Source organism: Gilvibacter sp. CC01 (genome assembly GCF_055755295.1).
Genome location: NZ_CM146909.1, coordinates 41,123 through 57,058, shown reverse-complemented (window position 1 = coordinate 57,058; position 15,936 = coordinate 41,123). Strand labels below are relative to the sequence as shown.

Here is a 15,936-nt window from a genome sequence, read left to right as displayed (position 1 = left end):
CTGCTAGATTAAGGGGACAATCTTACGATTTCCCAGTTCATATCCTCTTGTAATCTGTAAAGAATTCTGTCGTGTAGCCTGTTTGGTCGGCCCTGCCAGAATTCAATCTCTACCGGGGACACTAAAAACCCTCCCCAATGATCTGGGCAAGGAACAGTATCGCCTTCTGAGAAGGTAGCTTCCAATTTTTTAAGCCGATCCTCTAAAACCTCTCTGTTGGGAATCTCTTTACTTTGATCTGAGACTATAGCCCCTAATCGACTGCCCAATGGGCGAGAATCCCAGTAGTTTTCAGTATCTATACGGCTGGTAGTACTAACATTTCCCTTGATCAAAACCTGACGTTCTAAAGTGGGCCAAAAAAAAGCGAGCGAGACTTTTGGATGGGCCAAGATAGCCTTCCCTTTTTCGCTGTGGTAGTTGGTGTAAAAGTAAAAACCGTTTTCGTTGTACTTCTTTAGCAGCACAACCCGACCTTTTGGATAGCCGTCCAGACTCAAGGTGGTTAAAGTCATTGCGTTGACCTCCTCCACGCCTCCGGCATCTTGTACTTGATGAAACCAGCTGCGGAACTGTTGCAGTGGATTAGGGTCTACACTGTCTTTGTCGAGGGCACCTTTTTCATACGACTTTCTGAAATTATACAGCTCTTGATCCATGGGTGAAGCTTTACTGCAAGTTACGAGAATTCGGCTTGCATTAAAAGTATTTTAAGGTGTTTTCTCTGCGGATATTTACCAAGAAAACTCTTTGAGATCCTCAGCTAGTTCTACAGCAGTAAAAACCTCTTGGGCCTCCGCTTTAAAAGCGCTGAGATCTTCATAACGGGTAGAGTAATGTCCTAAGATCAGCCGGTCTACACCCGCCATCTTTGCTATGGTGGCAGCCTGTTTGGCTGTACTGTGCTTGGTAGCCTCGCACAGATGTTCGTGCTCTTGCAAGAAAGTGCTTTCGTGATATAAGGCGTCTACATCTTGAATAAGGGGTACAATCTCAGGGGCAAAGGCGGTGTCGCTGCAATAGGCATATGACTTTACCGGATCTGGATCTAAAGTGACCTTGGTGTGATCTATTAGAACTCCATTGCGATTGGGTACATCTTTCCCCATTTTAAGCTTTCTAAAATAAGCCGAGTCTATATTCGCCGCTGTTGCAGCCTTTGGATCTAGCTTTCGCGGACCCGGTTTCTCCTTAAACAAGAATCCGTTGGTATAAATACGATGATCTAGTGGTATGGTGTAAACCGAAACACTCTCATCCTCATAGATCAAGCTTGATTCTTTGCTGCTAAGCTCCACAAAATTGAGTTCAAATTGCGGCCAGGAGTTGCCCAAGCGCAATTGTAGACTAATCACCTCCTTAAGGCCTTTTGGGGCGTAAATGGTTAAAGGCGTGCGTCTGCCCAACAATTGAAAAGTAGAGATCAAGCCGATCAACCCAAAATAATGATCCCCATGCAAATGCGAAATGAACACCTGTTGCACCCGTGTAAACTTGATCTTAGAGCGTCTTAACTGTACCTGAGTACCTTCACCACAGTCAATTAGGAAATGGCTTCCTCTCAGCTCTAGTACTTGCGCTGTTGGATGTGTATGTGTGCGAGGAGTTGCAGAATAACAACCCAGGATGGTAAGTTTCAATGTACTAGTGTTTAAAAGCCCAGATCGCGCTCTATGGCTTCCATTTCAATGATATCTGCCGCTTCAGTGAGCGTAGGAACAACAACCATTTCAAAAGGTATATCATCTACCGGAACGTCGGTGCAAATCATTACAAAGGATAGCTTTTTGGCCCGATGCGTATTAGAGACCTTTAAAAAATGCAGTAAATGACCTAAAGTGAAATCTGCATATTTGGTCAACTCAATCACCAAGTTCTTATCGCCGTAAGTCTTCGGAACTTCGCGTGTAAGAAAATCTGCAAAATCCTTTGGGTCGTTATAATCGTCAGTTAATAGTAAAAAAGTATCCTGTTCTTTAACGGTCATCACGATTGATTTTAGAGGCCAGAAGATAAATAACCGCCATGCGCACAGCTACACCGTTTTCTACTTGGTCCAAGATAATAGCCTGTTCAGAATCTGCAACATCACTGGTGATCTCCACCCCTCGATTTATAGGCCCGGGGTGCATTATCACGATCTCCTTATCTAACTTTTCCAAATGGGCTTTGGTGAGCCCGTATTGCAAGCTGTATTCTCGTGTAGAAGGGAAATAGGAGCTATCCATACGTTCGTTCTGTACCCGTAACATATTGGCTACATCACACCATTGAAGGGCTTTTTCTAAGTTCAACTCCACCTCTACTCCTAATTTATCTATGTATTTAGGAATAAGCGTTTTGGGGCCGCACACCTTAACTGATGCTCCAAGCTTTTGTAAAGCAAAAATATTAGATAAGGCTACTCGAGAATGCAAGATATCTCCAACGATCACTACCTTTTTTCCAGCCACATCTCCCAAACGTTCCCGTATGGAGAAACAGTCCAAAAGAGCCTGGGTAGGATGCTCGTGAGCACCATCTCCTGCATTGACTATACTAGCCTTTACATGCTTGGACAAAAAGAGTCCGGCACCCGGATTTGGGTGTCGCATTACGACCATATCGACCTTCATGGACAAGATATTGTTCACAGTGTCTATTAAGGTCTCCCCCTTCTTTACAGATGAGGACGCTGCAGAGAAGTTGATCACATCTGCAGAGAGTCGCTTTTCTGCCAATTCGAACGAAAGCCTTGTTCGGGTAGAGTTCTCAAAAAACAGATTGGCTATAGTTATATCTCGAAGTGACGGCACTTTCTTAATAGGCCTATTGATCACTTCCTTGAACTGATCGGCGGTTTCAAAAATCAGCTGAATATCTTCTGCCGAGATGTATTTGATTCCCAATAAGTGATCGACACTTAAACTACTCATGCAGTTACTTATTAATTAGATACACGGCGTCTTCGCCCTCATTCTCTTGCCAGCAAACTTTTACCTTTTCATCGTTGATGGCATCTACCTGCCTGCCGCGATAATCTGGCTGAATAGGTAAATGTCTGCTAAACCTGCGGTCTATCAGGCAAAGCAATTCGATATTCTTTGGTCGTCCGAAAGCTTGAATGGCTGTCAAGGCCGCACGGATACTTCGTCCGGTGTATAACACATCGTCAATGATAACCACATTCTTATCCTCCACAATGAACTCTATACTCGTGGCATTGGCCGCCAAAGGCTTATCACCACGTCTAAAGTCGTCTCTGTAAAAGGTGATGTCTAGATAGCCCAACTTCAGATCTTTGATCCCGTAATCGTCCTTAAGGATCTGCGCCAAGCGATCTGCGAGAAACACTCCTCTGGGTTGTAGACCAATTAAAACTGCGTTGGAGAAGTCCAAGTGATTTTCGAGCAACTGACAGGCCAAACGGTGCAAAGTAATGTGCACTTCGGTTTGGTTAAGCAGGACTTTTTGACTCATAGTTTGCTACTCTAATGCAAAAATAGACCATTTTCTCGGGCTGTGCAATGCTTACACACTTATGATTTAATACTGAAGACCTATCAAGGAACGCACAGCATCTAAGAGCTCTATAAGTGCCAGACTATCTTTATGAGACATCTTAGCGGATTCTAGTTTACCGGCCTCTAAACAGTTGATCACTTCATCGATTTCATGATAGTATCCTAATCCGACGCAAGGAACCTCTATTTCTTTTAAGGTTCCTCCCTGCTCTAGACTCAATTTTTCGCAATGATGGAATCTTGGATGCATATAGATCCCTCCTTGTGTTCCTTCTATTATGGCCTCTGTAGGTGTGGTTTCTAAAAAACTCGATTCCAATATGGAAGATTTTTCATCAGTATAGGTAAACTCAATATGGCAGTTGCTATCTACCCCGGTATAATGCATTTTTGCCTCTGCGTGTATGGCCTCAGGTTTTCCCAATAAGAGATAACTCAGATATACGGGATAAATCCCAATATCTAACAATGATCCTCCTCCCAACTCTCTGTTAAACAATCTTCCATTAGGATCTTGAGATGCAGCAAATCCAAAGTCTGCACGTATAGACTGAAGTTCTCCTAATACACCTTCGTCGATCAGTTCCAAAACTTTTTCTGTAGCTGGAATGAAACGTGTCCACATGGCTTCCATGAGAAAAAGCTCTTTAGATTTGGCCTTGTTGATCATCTTTCGGACCTGCGCCGCATCTAAGGCAAAGGGTTTTTCACAAATGACATGCTTTCCCGCATCCAGAGACTGCATGGTATGATTATAATGCAAATGGTTGGGTGTGGCTATATAAACTATGTCGACCTTTGGATCGGCCAGTAATTTCTCGTAGCTATCGTAATGACGTGCTGCGGAGTAGGTATCTGCAAATTGCTGCGCCTTTCTTCCATTTCTAGAAGCCACTGCTTGTAATTTGGCTTTGGGATGCAGGGTGAGATCTTGGGCAAAGCGAGCCGCGATCTTTCCTAATCCTATGATACCAAAACGAACCATATCTTAAAGATAAGAACAAAAGCTCAATCCACGGCAGTGATCACTCCTTTTGTCACGGTCTGGGTTCCGCGTAAGACAGCCTCGTAGGTATAACTATCTCCGCTGATGGAAACAATACGAACAATAAGCACTTTACCTATTAGATTGACGGCGTGTTCGCTTGTAGATTCAATATACTCCAGTTGGTAATTGCATATATTATCCCAACGCACGATCGCCTTGGTTACTGCTCCAGTATTGAGATTGGTCTCTATTTGTAAACTGTCCTTGCGCGCTATTTGCACGGCGTAATTGTCTGCAGGTCGTTTGATCTCAAATGTACCCTGATGAAAACTCTCACAGGTCTTAGACTGCTCTTTACAGCCTATGGCGGAAAGTACCAATAAGCCTAACAGCAGCTTTCTAATATAAGTCTGGCAGAGCATCAAATAATTTTTGTTTCTCATCGAAATAACGCCTCATAGCGGCTGGTTCTGACATCATTGCCTTTACCGTCTGCATCGCGTCCAAATGGGCTTGATCTCCCTTTTGAAACATTTCCATGCCATGTGCTTTGCTCAAAGCGACCATCTCTTCAAAAGTTGCGGCCTGAAAAGTTTTATCACAGGCACCGCCCAGTTGACGGCAAGTCATTGTTTTCATCTGATAATAGTTAAAGCTCGTCTGAAAAACTAAAGATAAAAAAACACGGATTCAAAGCGCATCCATCGCGCCATATCCTTAAAGCTATAAATTCTTCCGGTATACATGTAGAGATTTGCTAGTCGATGTGATTAAAGATAGCTAAATCTCCACGTTTAAAAAATCGGCATCTTACTGAAGCGATTAAAAGAAACTCTTTACCGTTGCTATTGCACAAAGTCCAAGTAACATAATACTTACCACTGTAGAGGAACGTTTTTTCCGCTGAGTGAGGTACTTTATACCTATGGCTGTAAATACAACCAAGGCGATCAAGAAAGGAATTGTTAGCAGCTCTCCCACCACCTGAATGGCTTGACTTTTCCATTGGTAATAATTCACCAGATACAAGAGCGAAAAATAGGCAACAATCACTAAGTTGGCTAGGGTAAGCCCCTTGCTACTCAACACTTTATTCATGGAAGTTTTCTTTTAATAACCGCCTAAAAACCCAATTTATTATGTGTGCTTACTGGAAAACCTCAATAAAAAAAGCCCCCCGTTACCGGAGGGCTTCTATTTTAAAAGAGTTCAGGAATTATTTCTTCCCGTCCATCTTGTCTTTCAACTCTTGAAGCTTAGCGTTAGCATCACCAAGGGTTGGTTTATCAACCTGCTCCGTCTGCTTCTTTTGAGCAGCGCGAACGTTCTTGGCTTCTTCTTCGCGGTGAATTACCATGTGAGAGGCAACTACACGCTTAAAGTCTTTACTAAACTCAATGATCTGGAATTCAGCTTCCTCGCCTTTCTTAAGCTTGCTACCGTCTTCCTTCTCCATATGACGTTGTGGAACAAAAGCTACGATGTCTTCGTTAAAAGTAATGGTAGCTCCTTTGTCTACGATCTCAGTGATGGCAGTGGTGTGTTTTGTACCTACACCAAACTCATCCTCGTATTTGTCCCAAGGATTTTCTGTAGTCTGCTTGTGACCAAGGCTTAGCTTGCGTCCTTCTACATCCAACTCCAAAACAACAACCTCTAGCGTATCACCAACATTGGTGAACTCGCTTGGGTGCTTCACTTTCTTTGTCCAAGAAAGGTCTGAGATATAGATCAATCCGTCGATACCTTCTTCCAACTCTACGAATACACCGAAGTTAGTGAAGTTACGAACTATCCCACTGTGCTTAGATCCAACCGGGTACTTGGTCGTGATATCAGTCCATGGGTCTGGAGTCAATTGCTTGATACCTAAACTCATTTTACGCTCTTCGCGATCTAGTGTCAAGATAACAGCTTCGACCTCGTCTCCTACATTTACAAAGTCTTGCGCACTTCTCAAGTGTGTAGACCAGCTCATTTCAGATACGTGGATCAAACCTTCAACACCTTCGGCAACCTCGATAAATGCACCGTAATCTGCGATTACAACAACTTTACCTTTTACTTTGTCACCGATCTTCACTTCTTCACCTAATGCATCCCATGGGTGCGCGCTAAGCTGCTTCAATCCAAGTTGGATACGTGTTTTGTTTTCGTCGAAATCTAAGATTACCACGTTCAGCGTCTGATCCAATTCTACGATCTCGCTTGGGTGGTTGATACGAGACCAAGACAAGTCGGTAATGTGTACTAGTCCATCTACACCTCCAAGGTCTACGAATACACCGTAAGATGTGATGTTCTTTACAACACCTTCCAATACTTGACCCTTCTCCAATTGAGAAATGATCTCTTTCTTCTGCTCTTCGATATCTGCTTCGATAAGCGCTTTGTGAGAAACCACTACGTTTTTGAATTCGTGGTTGATCTTAACCACTTTGAATTCCATAGTTTTTCCTACGTACATATCGTAGTCACGGATAGGCTTCACGTCGATCTGAGAACCAGGCAAGAACGCCTCAATCCCGAATACATCAACGATCATACCTCCTTTAGTACGACACTTCACGTAACCGTTAACGATACTACCCTGGTCATGAGCTTCGTTTACACGATCCCAAGCTTTGATAGTACGCGCCTTACGGTGAGACAGGATCAATTGTCCTGTGCTGTCTTCACGCACATCGATCAATACTTCTACTTTGTCTCCTACTTTAAGGTCCGGATTGTAACGGAACTCATTTAGAGAGATAACACCTTCACTTTTAGCGTTGATGTCGATGATCGCGTCACGCTCGGTCATGTGGATAACCTCACCTTCAACAACCTCATCATCTAAGGTGTCTACAAAATTCTCTTCTACTAGCTTCTCAAACTCTTCGAGTTTAGAATCTGCGATAGGGTCGATACCCTCTTCGTAGTTGTGCCAGTCGAATTCTTTTAGGAATTTTTCAGGGTTCTCCTGAGCTGGAGATACCGCTGGAGCCTCAGGGGCATTTTTAGCTTCAGTAGCTTCTGCTACTACCGCTTCTTCTTTAGCTTTTTGAGCCATAAATTGAATTTATTCTTCGCTGCTCAAGCAGTCGAAAAATAAGGGTTTGTATTCTGCAAGTGTCTGGGAAGCATTTGCTGCGGATCAAATCTCACAGAAGTTTTCTACTTTGTTTTTCCTTTTCGTTGCTTCCATACCGCCAAAAAGGACGGCAAAAGTACTGTTTTCTTTAACAATTTCAAAGAATACTTAAATTTTATTGCGCTCTTTTTCAAGGGTTTGTATTGCTTCGGATTTTTTAAAGATTGCTTATCTTTAAGCAAACACTAAATCCAACCCATATGCGCGTTCTTTTTACCTTCGCCATCTGCCTGATTTTTGCAGGTAATTCAGTAGCTCAACAAGGCATGAGCGAAAACAAACAAGCCATTATGGCCTCTGTAGCTAAACACCAAAAAAAGCTTATTGAGATCTCAGATGCTATTTGGGCTAACGCCGAACTAGCTTTTCAAGAGACCAAATCATCAAAAATCCTATCAGACTATGCCGAAGCCAACGGCTTTAAGGTCGAAAAGAATATAGGCGGCATGCCAACGGCTTTTGTGGCTACTTACGGTAGCGGAGAACCAGTGATCAGTATATTAGGTGAGTTCGATGCTCTCCCAGGAATCTCTCAAAAGGCACAACCGACCAAAGAGCCTTTGGAAGCAGGTGCTGGCGGGCATGGCTGCGGACACAATATGTTTGGTACTGCATCTCTGGGAGCGGCCATTGCTATTAAAGAATTGATGGAAGCCGGAAAGATCTCAGGAACCGTTAAATTCATGGGAACTCCTGCCGAAGAAAAATTCTTTGGTAAACTCTGGATGATAGAAGCCGGCGCCTGGGATGGTGTAGATGTGAATATTAGCTGGCACCCTAGTGCCAACACAGAGGCAGATGTACAGAGCTCTTTAGCCTTGGTTGACTTTATGGTAGAATTCTACGGACAAGCCGCTCACGCAGCTGCCGACCCGTGGAACGGACGTTCGGCCTCTGATGCCTTGGAACTCTACACCCAAGGAATAAACTATTATAGAGAACACGTTAAACCCACAGTACGCATGCACTACCACATTCAAGACGGCGGGCAAGTGGTGAACGTTGTCCCGGATTATTCCAGACTTTGGGTGCGGGTAAGAAATTCAGACCGAGCGGGTATGATGCCGGTTTACGAGCAGGTAATGAAAATGGCCGAAGGTGCCGCAATTATGGCCAATGTGGAATACAAAGTTTCACTGATCTCCGGAATTCACGAAGTTTTAGTGAATCGCACTGGTGGAGCCATTATGCAAAAGAATTTAGAACTACTTGGCCCTATCGAGTACACCCAAGAAGAAATTGCCTTTGGTAAAAAGATCCAAGAAATGACCGGCAAACCGCAAGTGGGCATGGACAGCAAGATCAGTCCGCTGCTTGAGACTCGCGAGAATCCAGGAGGTGGCTCTACCGACGTTGGAGATGTAAGCTGGAATGTAGCCAACATCAACTTGGGGGTGACCGTAGCTCCTAAAGGGACTCCTTGGCACAGTTGGGCTGTGGTAGCCTGTGGCGGAATGAGCATTGGGCATAAAGGTATGCTGCAAGCTACCCGCGCTATGGCCATGACCATGGTAGATCTTTTTGAAGATCCGGAAAAAGTTGAAGCTGTTAAAGCAGAATTCGTAGAGCGTAAAGGCGATTATGAATACAAGGCTCTGATTCCAGACGGACCGCCGCCTATTGGGCAGAACTAAACCCTACCCGCAATTCGGTCTTTAGCCAATTGCAAAATGGTGTGGAACTGATCTTCTAAGTTGGTTTCTGTATTGTCGATCTCAATGGCGTCTACTGCTTTTACCAGCGGAGAATCGGCTCTTGTGGTGTCTATTCGGTCCCGCTCGGTGACGTTGTCATAGACCTCATCGTAAGTAATGTCATCACCACGGGCTTTAAGTTCAAGGTATCGGCGTTTGGCGCGCTCCGCAGCATCCGCAGTCATAAAAATCTTCAGCTCGGCGTTTGGAAATACCACAGTCCCGATATCGCGACCGTCCATTACAATGCCGCCTTCTTGGCCCATTCGATGTTGGATTGCAACTAGTTTTTTACGCACCTCAGGAATGGCAGCTACTGGACTTACATGTTCTGAGACCTCTAGGGTGCGGATGGCGCTCCCTACTCTTTCGCCATTAAGTAAAACCTGAGAAGTTGCGGAATCTGAATCGTAATGAAAGGCCACAGTGATCTCTGATAAAGCCGCAATTAGGCGGTCTTTATCTAATGCCTCCGCAGTAATTATTCCCGCCCGAATAGCATATAAAGTAATTGCTCTATACATGGCTCCGGTGTCCACGTAAACATAACCCAGATAATCGGCCAACTGCTTGGCTACTGTAGATTTTCCGGTAGAAGAATAGCCGTCTATGGCTATGGTAATTTTGCGCATTAGCGATTCAGATCTATGTTCAGACCAAAGAAACTGGCATTGGCTGCTGCACTGTACTGCGAATAGCTGTAGCTCAGTCTGATCTTATTGAGTTTTATTCCAAAACCGGCGCTAAGTCCGGCAAAAGCTCTTTGCTCTAAAATACGAAGTTCTTCCGCTCTGCGCACATTGTAACCCAAACGAATATTGAAACCGCTCTCTGGAAACAGTTCAATACCAAAGATCATATGGCGGATCGCATTGTCGAAAAAGTTGATGTTTTCGGTCACCGTACCTCCTTCCAGATCTGTGATGGATCTGTTGGGATTCTCAAAGGCAATGTTCCAGACTTGCATATTCTCTAAGGTAAAATGCCAGCGAATGGGTATGTTCTGCAGGGTTTGAGAAATTCCGAAAATGAGCTCAAACGGCAAGGGCTCGTATACCTCATTAAAGGGAGTGAACTGAGTACCGATATTCCGAGCCACAGCCGCGATGTGTAAGTCCCAAGGCTCATACACATACATAATGGCGATATCCAAGGCGCCTCCAAAAGAGCTGTACTGCTCTAATTTAGAGGAGATAAGCTTTACATTGGCACCCACGTGAAAATCGGTATAGGGTATATTTCTGGCGTAACCCGCAGAAAGAGCCACTTCGCCTCCACTAAAACTATTGGTAGGATTACCCGCCTCGTCAAAACCGTCAAATTGGCCGTAGTTTATATAAGTGACCCCAGCGTGTAAAACCTGGGTGCGTCTGTCCCAGAGGTAGGCATAAGAGGCTGTTCCGTAGTTTACGTCGTCAAAATAGTTGACATAATTGAGTTGAAACTGATTGTCCATCTCCGGATTAATAGACGCCGGATTGTAAAGCGCTTGAGACGGATCCCAGTCGTAATTGGTGACCACTTTACCGCCTAAGGCAGCTTGTCGCGGAGAATTCACCAGATTCAGAAACTGATACGTATATCGGCCTCCAATCTGAGCGCTCGCGGCAGCAGTAGTAAGGATCAGTAAAAAGACAGCAATTCTTTTGGACATGGATTGGAAAAACCGGTTACTCCATTAACGATTGCAAGTATAATTTATTTTTGAGCCAGAAAAAAACGAATGGCCTGCAATCTGGGCGATTCCAACGAATTGCTACTACAGCTTTTTAGCTTTAACCACTTTTTGCTTCAGCAGGGCCTTGTCGATCACCTCGCCCATCTCTTTGACGTAGTGAAATGTTACGCCTTTCAAATACTGCGGATTGATCTCTTCCACATCGCGCTTGTTGTCTTCGCAAAGAATGATCTCTTTGATACGAGCCCGCTTGGCAGCCAAGATCTTTTCTTTGATCCCTCCTACTGGCAATACCTTTCCGCGTAAAGTGATCTCTCCTGTCATAGCAAGCGATGGCTTAACCCGACGTTGAGTGAACAAAGAAACCAAAGAGGTCAGCATGGTTATCCCAGCACTAGGGCCGTCCTTTGGTGTGGCGCCTTCTGGCACGTGAATATGTACGTTGTACTTGTCAAAGATATCGTCTGCTATTCCCAGATCGGCAGCATTGGATTTAATATACTCCAAAGCAATGGTGGCAGATTCCTTCATGACCTTTCCGAGGTTTCCGGTAATACTCATGGTCCCCTTCCCTTTGGACAAGATCGATTCAATAAACAAAATATCCCCGCCAACACGGGTCCAGGCCAAGCCAGTCACAACCCCAGCTACTTTATTGTTCTCGTATTTGTCTCGTTCTAACTTTGGAATACCCAAAACATCAAGCACAGTCTGCTTGTCTACTTTTACTTTGTAGTCCTGTTCCATGGCAATGTTCATGGCTGCATAGCGCACCATCTTGGCTATTTGCTTCTCTAGGCCTCTAACCCCAGATTCTCTGGTGTAGCCTTCTACGATCTGCTCCAATTGCGGCTTCCTGATCTTTAAATGCTGCGGATCCAAACCGTGCTCGGAGAGTTGCTTGGGCAGTAAATGTTTTTTAGCGATCTCTACCTTCTCTTCTATGGTATAACCGCTTAGGTTGATGATCTCCATACGATCACGTAAGGCGGGCTGTATTGGTCCAAGACTGTTGGCAGTTGCAACGAACATCACCTTTGAAAGGTCAAAGCCCATTTCTAAGAAGTTGTCGTAAAAGGCTGAGTTTTGCTCCGGATCCAATACCTCTAAGAGCGCAGAAGACGGATCTCCCTGATGTCCGGAAGCTAGCTTATCGATCTCGTCTAAAACAAAGACCGGATTACTGGTACCCGCTTTTTTGATGTTTTGTATGATACGCCCTGGCATGGCACCGATATAGGTCTTGCGGTGCCCACGGATCTCTGCCTCATCTCGTAATCCTCCTAAAGAGATACGAACGTATTCGCGCCCTAAGGCTTCGGCTACAGATTTCCCAAGGGAGGTCTTCCCTACACCAGGAGGTCCGTGTAAACACAAAATAGGCGACTTCATATCGTTACGCAATTTCAGTACTGCGAGGTATTCAATGATACGCTTCTTCACATCGTCTAATCCGTAATGATCGCGGTCCAAAATACGCTGAGCGCGTTTAAGATCGAATTTATCCTTAGAGAATTCGTTCCAAGGCAACTCTAAAAACAGATCAAGATAATTCCGTTGAATGGAGTATTCTGCCACTTGCGGATTCATGCGTTGCATTTTGGCCAATTCTTTGTCAAAGTGCTCTGCAACTTTCTCGTCCCACTTTTTGGTCTTGGCCTTTTCACGCATGGCGCCAATCTCTTCTTCTAAAGAGCCACCTCCTAATTCTTCTTGTATGGTCTTTATTTGTTGTTGCAGGAAGTATTCTCGTTGCTGCTGATTCAGATCGCTCTGAACCTTGTTCTGAATGTCGTTGCGCAGATTAAGACGCATCAGCTCCTCATTCAAATACTTTAAAGTAGCTAAAGCGCGCTCCTTGAGATCATCGATCTCTAACAGCTTCTGCTTGTCGGCAACAGGAACGTTCAAATTAGAGCAGACAAAATTGATCAAGAAGGAACTACTCTCTATGTTGCGAATCGCAAATGAAGCCTCACTAGGAATATTCGGGCTGTCTTTAATAATGTCTAAGGCCAATTCCTTGATAGACTCTATAATGGCCAAGAATTCGCTATCGCCAGGCTGCGGACGGGTCTCTGTCACATCCTGGATACTGGCTTGCAAATACGGGTCTTCTTGTACCACCTCTCGTATCTGGAAACGTTTCTTTCCTTGAATGATAACGGTAATGTTCCCATCTGGCATTTTTAGCACGCGCAAGATGCGCGCTACAGTTCCCTGCGGATGTATGTCCTTGGTTGTAGGATCTTCGACGGCTTCGTCCTTTTGAGCGACCACCCCGATCACTTTACTGCCTTTATTGGCAGCATTGATGAGCTTAATGGATTTATCGCGGCCTGCGGTAATTGGAATCACCACCCCCGGAAACAAGACCGTATTGCGCAAAGGCAAGATAGGTAAGGCTTCCGGCAAGGCCTCCTTGTTCATCGCTTCTTCATCCTCTGGGGTCAATAGCGGTATGAGTTCCGCTTCTTCGTTAAAATCGTCCAATGACAAACTGTCTATATTTACAAATCGATGCTTCGACATATATTGTTGTTAAGTCAAAATGTCACCTCCACGTGGTAGGTGAATTCTTTTTAATAGCTATTTCTTGGTTAATGTTCGCGGCGAAGGCCCTAAATAACAGGCTAAGCGGCACACACGACCATCACTTTAAGTCAATTAATGTGCCAATCGACAATTTTTTTGTTGTAAACTGTAACATCAAAGCAGTAAGTCCTTCTTTAGCATAAACAATAGTTTTTCTTGGCACTAACCAAACCAAATACAGACCAACCCATTGAAGCCCTTTTGGGTCTTTGCAGAGACGGTAATCAATTGGCGCAATTGGAGGTCTATAACCGATATCAGAAAGCGATGTACAACACTGCTTTTCGAATAGTAAAGGATTCTCTGGAGGCCGAGGACGTTATGCAAGAATCTTTTATCGCTGCCTTTAACAAGCTAGACACGTTTAAAGGAGATGCTACCTTCGGATCTTGGTTGAAGCGCATAGTGGTAAACAACAGTATTGCCCAATACAAGAAAAACAAACGTTTTACCGATGTTTCGGTAGACCAGCTACCAGAAACCGTAGAAGAATCGAGCTCATTGACAGAGGCAGATTATTCTCAAGTAAAAGTAGCAGCGGTCATGGAAGGCTTAAGTGCCTTAAAGGACAATTACAGACAGGTGTTGAGCCTGCATCTGATAGAAGGATATGATCATGAAGAGATCTGTGAGATCATGAAAATAAGCTACGGAAATTGCCGTACTATGATCTCTAGAGCGAAAGAAAGTTTAAGACAGAAACTTAGCGTATGAAAGAAAACGACAATATAGAGGCCCTATTTGAGCGCTTAGAAGGCCAGTTCGACACCAAAAGCACTCCAGAAGGACATAACGCTCGCTTTATGCAGCGCCTGAATAAGGAGCAGCCTATGAGCAGCGGAAAGCCAAAGATTGCCTATTGGAAGATCGTCTCTGCTTTTGCAGCAGTGATAACCCTAGCCTTTTTGTTGACTGGAGTATTTAATCCGACAGCGACAGAAGCAGAAGGCTTGGCGAGTGTATCCCCAGAAATGGCTCAAACTCAGGAATTTTTCAACACGGCGATAAACACCGAATTGGAACGCTTGAGCAGCTTTGAATCCGAAGCAGCTAAAGTCCTGATCAATGATGCTATGCTACAAATGGAAACCTTGGAGCAAGAATATTTGAAACTCCAAGATGACCTTGTAGAAAGCGGTAATGACAAGCGTGTTATTCACGCCATGATCAATAATTTTCAAAATCGTATCGATCTGCTTCAACACGTGATCTCTACGATAGAAGGAATCGAATTAATCAACCAATCTAACACTGATGAAAGCACTATTTAAATCCCTAATAATACTCTTGTTATTGCCTGCAGTGGCAGTAGCTGGAAACAACGACAAATTCAAAGGAAAATACACCAAGGAGAAAAAACTCTCTAAAGAATACACAGTAAACGCTAATGCCGGCCTGCGTATTGACAATACCTACGGGAACTTAGACATAGTGACCTGGGGGCAGAACCGCACGGTAATCGAAGTAACCATTACAACCAATGGAAACAACGAAGAGAAGGTTCAAAAACGCTTAGACGATATAGACGTGGAGTTTTCCGGCAACGGTTCTTTGGTAAGCGCCAAAACCAAAATTGGTAGCGGTGGGCGTTCCTGGAGCTGGTGGAACAATAAGAACAATGGCGTATCTATAGAAGTGAACTATGTGGTGAAAGTTCCAGTGACCAATTCACTAGATCTGAGCAACGACTACGGAGCCATCAACCTGAATGAAAGTGACGGTAATGTAAAGATCTCTTGCGATTATGGACAGCTAAACATTGGACGTTTGAATGCCGAGAATAATCTACTCAGCTTTGACTATACGAACAACTCATCTATTGCTTATATGAAGAGCGGGCGTATCAACGCAGACTACAGCAGCTTTAGCCTGGACGAGATTGAATACTTAGAGCTCAATGCAGATTATACCAAAAGTAGTATTGAAAAGATAGGCGAACTGAATTACAACTGCGACTACGGAAAGCTCAATGTGGGCGATGTAGGGACAGTCACAGGAAATGGAGATTATATCCCCGCAAGCTTTGACCGAGTTTCTGGAAACTTCAATATCAATTCGGATTATGGATCTATTACGGTAGATCGCTTAATGCCAACTGCCGGAGATGTGACCATCAAGTCCTCTTATGCGGGAATTCGATTGGGATACGACCCAGGATACAATTTCGACTTTATTGTGAATCTATCTTATGCCAGCTTGAGCGGAAAGGATGATCTAAATGTAAAAATGGAATCTAAAGACGGAAGTCAAAAAAGCTATCAAGGCTATCACGGAAGTGCAAACTCCGGCAATACGATAAACGTGCGCTCTTCTTATGGAGGCGTAACACTAAAAAAACAATAATC

17 protein-coding genes are annotated in these 15,936 nt (G+C 44.2%); 4 read left to right on the top strand and 13 right to left on the bottom strand.

Features of this window, described 5'->3' with window-relative positions:
- Positions 1-8: 8 nt before the first annotated feature.
- The 10 genes from pdxH to rpsA all read right to left on the bottom strand — a co-directional run bounded on the left by pdxH (position 9) and on the right by rpsA (position 7,543).
- The gene (gene pdxH, locus AC0J2F_RS00305) at positions 9-659 is read right to left on the bottom strand and encodes a pyridoxamine 5'-phosphate oxidase (protein ID WP_473008065.1); all 651 of its coding nucleotides are present in this window, start codon (positions 657-659) and stop codon (positions 9-11) included.
- Positions 660-734: 75 nt separating this feature from the next.
- Positions 735-1,640: a ribonuclease Z gene (locus tag AC0J2F_RS00300; RefSeq protein WP_473008064.1), complete on the bottom strand. Its 906-nt coding sequence runs from the start codon at positions 1,638-1,640 to the stop codon at positions 735-737.
- Positions 1,641-1,651: 11 nt separating this feature from the next.
- Positions 1,652-1,987, bottom strand: coding sequence for a ribonuclease Z (locus tag AC0J2F_RS00295; protein WP_473008063.1), 336 nt, complete (start codon positions 1,985-1,987; stop codon positions 1,652-1,654).
- Positions 1,977-2,915 carry an aspartate carbamoyltransferase catalytic subunit gene (locus AC0J2F_RS00290; RefSeq protein WP_473008061.1) on the bottom strand — a complete coding sequence of 313 codons (939 nt, stop codon included), beginning with the start codon at positions 2,913-2,915 and terminating at the stop codon, positions 1,977-1,979. The genes AC0J2F_RS00295 and AC0J2F_RS00290 overlap by 11 nt, the downstream gene beginning before the upstream one ends.
- 4 nt (positions 2,916-2,919) lie before the next feature.
- Positions 2,920-3,459 (bottom strand): bifunctional pyr operon transcriptional regulator/uracil phosphoribosyltransferase PyrR, encoded by a 540-nt coding sequence (pyrR, locus tag AC0J2F_RS00285; protein WP_473008060.1) that lies wholly within the window; start codon positions 3,457-3,459, stop codon positions 2,920-2,922.
- Positions 3,460-3,525: 66 nt separating this feature from the next.
- A complete protein-coding gene (locus tag AC0J2F_RS00280; protein ID WP_473008059.1) occupies positions 3,526-4,488 on the bottom strand; it encodes a Gfo/Idh/MocA family protein in 963 nt (320 codons plus the stop codon).
- 23 nt (positions 4,489-4,511) lie between these two features.
- Positions 4,512-4,913, bottom strand: a complete 402-nt coding sequence (locus tag AC0J2F_RS00275; RefSeq protein ID WP_473008058.1) for a hypothetical protein — start codon at positions 4,911-4,913, stop codon at positions 4,512-4,514.
- Positions 4,891-5,130, bottom strand: a complete 240-nt coding sequence (locus tag AC0J2F_RS00270; RefSeq protein WP_473008057.1) for a DUF1059 domain-containing protein — start codon at positions 5,128-5,130, stop codon at positions 4,891-4,893. Before AC0J2F_RS00270 ends, AC0J2F_RS00275 begins: the two co-directional genes overlap by 23 nt.
- A gap of 183 nt (positions 5,131-5,313) precedes the next feature.
- Entirely contained in the window at positions 5,314-5,589 is a 276-nt protein-coding gene (locus AC0J2F_RS00265; RefSeq protein WP_473008056.1) for a hypothetical protein, read from the bottom strand.
- Positions 5,590-5,707: 118 nt separating this feature from the next.
- Positions 5,708-7,543, bottom strand: a complete 1,836-nt coding sequence (gene rpsA / locus AC0J2F_RS00260; protein ID WP_374959647.1) for a 30S ribosomal protein S1 — start codon at positions 7,541-7,543, stop codon at positions 5,708-5,710.
- A gap of 281 nt (positions 7,544-7,824) precedes the next feature.
- Here rpsA and AC0J2F_RS00255 point away from each other — a divergent pair, with 281 nt between their 5' ends.
- Positions 7,825-9,258 (top strand): amidohydrolase, encoded by a 1,434-nt coding sequence (locus AC0J2F_RS00255; RefSeq protein ID WP_473008055.1) that lies wholly within the window; start codon positions 7,825-7,827, stop codon positions 9,256-9,258.
- On the opposite strand, the gene cmk is transcribed toward AC0J2F_RS00255, so the two are convergent.
- The 3 genes from cmk to lon form a co-directional block, all read right to left on the bottom strand.
- On the bottom strand, positions 9,255-9,950 hold the full coding sequence (gene cmk, locus AC0J2F_RS00250) for a (d)CMP kinase (protein ID WP_473008054.1): 696 nt from the start codon (positions 9,948-9,950) through the stop codon (positions 9,255-9,257). The two genes, AC0J2F_RS00255 and cmk, sit on opposite strands and share 4 nt — an antisense overlap.
- Positions 9,950-10,972, bottom strand: coding sequence for a type IX secretion system protein PorQ (porQ, locus tag AC0J2F_RS00245; RefSeq protein WP_374959645.1), 1,023 nt, complete (start codon positions 10,970-10,972; stop codon positions 9,950-9,952). The genes cmk and porQ overlap by 1 nt, the downstream gene beginning before the upstream one ends.
- 105 nt (positions 10,973-11,077) lie before the next feature.
- A complete protein-coding gene (gene lon / locus AC0J2F_RS00240; RefSeq protein WP_473008053.1) occupies positions 11,078-13,528 on the bottom strand; it encodes an endopeptidase La in 2,451 nt (816 codons plus the stop codon).
- A gap of 219 nt (positions 13,529-13,747) precedes the next feature.
- On the opposite strand from lon, the gene AC0J2F_RS00235 reads away from it, so the two are divergent.
- The 3 genes from AC0J2F_RS00235 to AC0J2F_RS00225 are packed head-to-tail and all read left to right on the top strand — an operon-like array spanning position 13,748 to position 15,934.
- Positions 13,748-14,305, top strand: a complete 558-nt coding sequence (locus AC0J2F_RS00235) for an RNA polymerase sigma factor (RefSeq protein WP_473008052.1) — start codon at positions 13,748-13,750, stop codon at positions 14,303-14,305.
- Positions 14,302-14,862 carry a hypothetical protein gene (locus AC0J2F_RS00230; RefSeq protein WP_374958733.1) on the top strand — a complete coding sequence of 187 codons (561 nt, stop codon included), beginning with the start codon at positions 14,302-14,304 and terminating at the stop codon, positions 14,860-14,862. Before AC0J2F_RS00235 ends, AC0J2F_RS00230 begins: the two co-directional genes overlap by 4 nt.
- Positions 14,846-15,934, top strand: a complete 1,089-nt coding sequence (locus AC0J2F_RS00225; RefSeq protein WP_473008051.1) for a DUF4097 family beta strand repeat-containing protein — start codon at positions 14,846-14,848, stop codon at positions 15,932-15,934. Before AC0J2F_RS00230 ends, AC0J2F_RS00225 begins: the two co-directional genes overlap by 17 nt.
- Positions 15,935-15,936 lie beyond the last annotated feature (2 nt).

Coding starts and splice junctions, on each gene's coding strand:
- AC0J2F_RS00275 (WP_473008058.1), bottom strand. CDS start 4,913: ATGCTCTGCCAGACTTATATTAGAAAGCTGCTGTTAGGCTTATTGGTA.
- AC0J2F_RS00230 (WP_374958733.1), top strand. CDS start 14,302: ATGAAAGAAAACGACAATATAGAGGCCCTATTTGAGCGCTTAGAAGGC.
- AC0J2F_RS00280 (WP_473008059.1), bottom strand. CDS start 4,488: ATGGTTCGTTTTGGTATCATAGGATTAGGAAAGATCGCGGCTCGCTTT.
- AC0J2F_RS00295 (WP_473008063.1), bottom strand. CDS start 1,987: ATGACCGTTAAAGAACAGGATACTTTTTTACTATTAACTGACGATTAT.
- cmk (WP_473008054.1), bottom strand. CDS start 9,950: ATGCGCAAAATTACCATAGCCATAGACGGCTATTCTTCTACCGGAAAA.
- AC0J2F_RS00265 (WP_473008056.1), bottom strand. CDS start 5,589: ATGAATAAAGTGTTGAGTAGCAAGGGGCTTACCCTAGCCAACTTAGTG.
- pyrR (WP_473008060.1), bottom strand. CDS start 3,459: ATGAGTCAAAAAGTCCTGCTTAACCAAACCGAAGTGCACATTACTTTG.
- AC0J2F_RS00255 (WP_473008055.1), top strand. CDS start 7,825: ATGCGCGTTCTTTTTACCTTCGCCATCTGCCTGATTTTTGCAGGTAAT.
- pdxH (WP_473008065.1), bottom strand. CDS start 659: ATGGATCAAGAGCTGTATAATTTCAGAAAGTCGTATGAAAAAGGTGCC.
- AC0J2F_RS00290 (WP_473008061.1), bottom strand. CDS start 2,915: ATGAGTAGTTTAAGTGTCGATCACTTATTGGGAATCAAATACATCTCG.
- AC0J2F_RS00225 (WP_473008051.1), top strand. CDS start 14,846: ATGAAAGCACTATTTAAATCCCTAATAATACTCTTGTTATTGCCTGCA.
- AC0J2F_RS00270 (WP_473008057.1), bottom strand. CDS start 5,130: ATGAAAACAATGACTTGCCGTCAACTGGGCGGTGCCTGTGATAAAACT.
- porQ (WP_374959645.1), bottom strand. CDS start 10,972: ATGTCCAAAAGAATTGCTGTCTTTTTACTGATCCTTACTACTGCTGCC.
- rpsA (WP_374959647.1), bottom strand. CDS start 7,543: ATGGCTCAAAAAGCTAAAGAAGAAGCGGTAGTAGCAGAAGCTACTGAA.
- lon (WP_473008053.1), bottom strand. CDS start 13,528: ATGTCGAAGCATCGATTTGTAAATATAGACAGTTTGTCATTGGACGAT.